The sequence below is a fragment of the Okeania sp. SIO2F4 genome (genome assembly GCF_010672385.1).
GTDB lineage: Bacteria > Cyanobacteriota > Cyanobacteriia > Cyanobacteriales > Microcoleaceae > Trichodesmium.
Map to the genome: position 1 here is coordinate 1 of NZ_JAAHGT010001010.1, position 3,418 is coordinate 3,418.

The window sequence follows — 3,418 nt, forward strand, 5'->3', positions numbered from 1 at the left end:
TCTTTAGGCAGTAAGGAGGAAATTGAGAGTTATTTGATGAAAATGCTCGATCGCTTCCGCAAAAAGTCTCCGTCTTTTACTGGATATGTTGGGGGAAATATTCTGAATATACTATCTAGTTTATCTGTAAAAATCAGTGATAAAGATTTTTCTGATTTAAGTATTTGTCAAGGAAATTTACAGGGGATAACTTTAAACAATGTTAGTTTTACGAATAGTAATTTTGCCAAAACAATTTTCACTGATACCTTTGGTATTATTTTTAGTCTCGCTTTTAGTCCGAGTGGAGAATTTTTAGTTACAGGAAGTATTAATGGTGAGGTTTGTTTGTGGAAATGGCGAGAAAATCGACAAATTTTTAAACATCAAGAACATACAACTATAGTTGATTCTATTACTTTTAATCCCGATAATCAAAAAATAGCTAGTTCTAGTAGAGATAGAAATATAAAAATCTGGGATATTGCTACAGGAAAATCTATTTTTACTTTAAATTCACCGAACAATCAGATAGTCAAAAATATTGTTTTTAATTTCGATGGAAGTCAGTTATTTGGTTACTCAGAAAAACAAATAATATCTTGGAATTTAGAAACTGGTAATTCAGATATATTGATTGAATCAGAGAGTCGTATTTCTGCCTTAAGTCTTTCCCCTCAAACAGGTCTTTTAACTTTTGGTTGTGAAAATGGTGTGGTTTATCTGTGGGATATAAATACAAAAAAATTTCTTAATAGTTTTAACACGAATAGTGGTGTAATTTTATCAGTCAAGATTATCGAAAGCGATCGGGTTTTAGCTTGTAGTTTAGAAAATAAAACTGTAAAAATTTGGGATGTACATAATTGTCAATGTTTAAATACATTCAAATCTCAGAGCTATCATATTTCCTTAATTGATATTAGTATTAATGGTGAAAATTTGGCGACTGGTAGTGGAGAAAAAATTGTTAAAGTCTGGAATATTCAGACAGGTTTATATTTACAAAATTTAGAAGGACATCTTTCAGAAATTAACGCCATAACTTTTAGTAGTAAAAATATGTTAGCTACAGCTAGCGTCGATAGAACAGTAAAAATTTGGGATATAACTACAGGTAAATGTCTGAAAACTTTACAGGGTCGTGCAGATTTTGTTCATTCGGTTGTATTTACTAATAAAAGTCAAATAATTGTTAGTGGCAGCCAACATACAATTAAATTTTGGAATATAAATACTAATCAATTTCTATCTACTTTTTTTGAACATAAAGATTGGCTTTCTTCATTAATTATCAGTCCTGATGAAAAATTTATAGCTTGTGCAAATGTCGGTAATAGAAATAATATTATCCGAGTTTGGCAGATAGATAGCCTCACTCAAAATAATATTCACGAAATTACCAATAATCAAATATTTCATAAAATATTGCAAGGACATAATGATAGTATTTGGTCTATTTCTTTTAGCCCAGATAGTACAAAAATAGTTAGTGGTAGTAGTGACAGAACTGTAAAAATTTGGAATTCTCAAACAGGAGAATGTTTAAAAACTTTCTATGGTCATACTCGCCCTATACTTTCCGTTGCTTTTAGCCCAGATGGAAAAACAATTGCAAGTTGTGGCGGTCATTCAATTATTAAACTTTGGGATATAGTAACTGGAGAATGTAAGGGAACTATACAAGAAAAAGCTTTTTATATTATTAGATTTAATTTTAATGGCTTAATTTTAGTTAGTGGTCAAACTACCGGAATAGTCAAACTTTGGGATATAGTAACTGGAGAATGTATTGAGACTTTAGGAAAATTTGGTAAACCAATTATTTCTATGGCTTGTAGTTATGATGGTAAATTTATAGCTTATGGTACTTACGATGGAATTGTAAATATTTGGGATGTTAAAAATAGTCAATCAATCGAAATATTACAAGAAAAATTTTCCTCAATTTGGTCTCTTACTTTTAGTTCAGATTCCAATTTTTTAGTTATAGGTAGAGATAGAGAAAGTTTTCAAGTTTGGGATATTAATGCGGGTAAAATAGTTAATTCTTTTCAGGGCGATAGACCTTATGAAAATATCGATATTTCAGGAGTAACAGGTTTGTCAAATTCAACTATTACTAATTTAAAAGAATTAGGAGCATATAATTAGGATTTGCTGAAAAAGTCTTATGGGTGAGGGTAGGAGTCAGGAGGAATTGGGAATTAAAGAGTATATATGAGAACAGAAGACTGTCAAAGTGTTTTAGGATTTAGAAATGTCAAATACCTTCTGACTAATGACTATTGACTACTAAAAGCAGCCCAAATATTTGTAGCAAATATTTATCAAGCTTGGTATTAGCTTGACGATCACTATAACTTAAAACTAAGATGATGGGGAAAACTAAAAAATAAATAAATTATCAGAGATAAAATGTCAAATCTATTTGGAAATATTACTCTAATCTGAGCCAAAACTCTCTCCCTTGATTTTCATGAACTTGTTGATAAATATCAATTAAAAATTCAACGATTAATCCATATTGCGGCTTATTAATTATGGGTAATAGTACGAAATTTATCAAAAATTAAATATAGTTAACTTAGTTTTTTTTGAACCTTTGACTAAAAATTTTTAAATTCTTAAAAACCACGTCCGAGAAAATTTAAACTTGTTTCAGCAAGCTTTAAACCCTATTTTTAAAATAAGTATTAAGATAGTAAATAATAAGTAACATCTCAAAGCAGTAGTACTTCAAGAGATTGAAATATGTTAGATATAGAGGTGTTTCGTACATATATTCCTAGATTTTTAAGTGACAAATACTTGTCTTGATTTCTTCCTGCTTATTCCCTGTTCCTTGTTCTCTGTTTCCTATCTCCTTTTTATATTTCTTTTGCAAACAATCTCTTAGAGAATCAAAATAAAACAATTAAGATGTATCTAGAAAGTGCTAATAATCAAATTTAATCTTTAGTTTTACAACCTAAAAAACATTTATAACAATATCCTGACATTATTTTCGATAGAGAATAAATTGTGGAGATGGTAAGACTAGATGAGATTTTAGACGATAAAGAAAACTATAATTTCTTGACTATTGATGTGCAGGGATATGAACTAGAAGTTTTGAAAGGTAGTCGAGAAACTCTCAAAAATATTAATTATATTTTGATCGAAGTTAACCGAGATGAATTATATAAAAATTCTGCCAGAGTTGAGGAGTTAGATGAATTTCTAGGAGAGTTTAATTTTCAAAGAGCTGAAACAAGTTGGGAAGGAGAAACTTGGAGAGATGCTTTTTATCTTAAAAGGTAGTTTTTTATTTTATTTAGGCGATGTACAACTTTCTACGGAATAATCAGCGTTTCTGGGTCAAGAGCGGAAAGTCTGGTTCTCACAACTCCCTAAATTTCCTTGGTTGGAAAAAGTTGCACACGGCGTTTTATTTAGG

General features: G+C 29.8%; 2 protein-coding genes. Both read left to right on the plus strand.

Features of this window, described 5'->3' with window-relative positions:
* Positions 1 to 2,133: WD40 repeat domain-containing protein (locus F6K22_RS36390; protein ID WP_483244192.1), on the plus strand; the 2,133-nt coding region annotated here is incomplete at its 5' end.
* An 876-nt stretch (positions 2,134 to 3,009) separates the two neighbouring features.
* A complete protein-coding gene (locus F6K22_RS36395) occupies positions 3,010 to 3,282 on the plus strand; it encodes an FkbM family methyltransferase (RefSeq protein ID WP_293109533.1) in 273 nt (90 codons plus the stop codon).
* Positions 3,283 to 3,418 lie beyond the last annotated feature (136 nt).